The following is a 618-nucleotide window of genomic DNA, read 5'->3' on the forward strand; positions in this document are numbered from 1 at the left end:
CCTGGCGGCCGTCCGCTCGTTCCTGACCTTCGCCTATCTGCCCGGCGACGAGACGCTGCTGCGCGACGTGCACGAGGTGCTGCCGGGGCGCGTGGTGCGGCTGTCGGCGTCGGGTGCCGTCACCGAGCGGGTGTACTGGGAGCCGCGTGAGCGCGTGGCCGACCTGGAGCCGGCGGACCCCTCGGAGTACGTGCTGGCCCTGCGGGCGGCGTTGGAGGAGGCGACGGCGCGACGGCTGCCGGCGGGCGAGGCCGTCGGCGTGCTGCTGTCCGGCGGGATCGACAGCTCGCTGGTGACGGCGCTGGCCGCGAAGGCGCACGACCAACCGGTACACACGTACTCGATCAGCTTCGGCGATGAACTCCCGCACGAGCTGGGCTACTCGGGGCTGGTCGCCGCGCACTGCCACACCCGGCACCGGGTGCTCACGGTCTCCGGCGACGCGGTGGCCGCGCGGCTCGCGGACGCGGCGGCGCTGCTCGACAGCCCGGTGGGCGACCCGTTGACGGTGCCCAACCTGATGCTCGCCGAGGCGGTGGCGGGCGACGGGCTGCGCGTGGTGCTGAACGGGGAGGGTGGCGATCCGGTCTTCGGCGGCCCGAAGAACCTGCCGATGCT

The 618-nt window shown here is 74.3% G+C and carries 1 protein-coding gene; it reads left to right on the forward strand.

The genetic code is table 11. The annotated features are described in order from the left end of the window. On the forward strand, nucleotides 1-618 hold a 618-nt coding region (locus KUM32_RS38375; protein WP_217146436.1), incomplete at both ends, for an asparagine synthase C-terminal domain-containing protein.

This window comes from Streptomyces sp. AC627_RSS907, assembly GCF_019049165.1.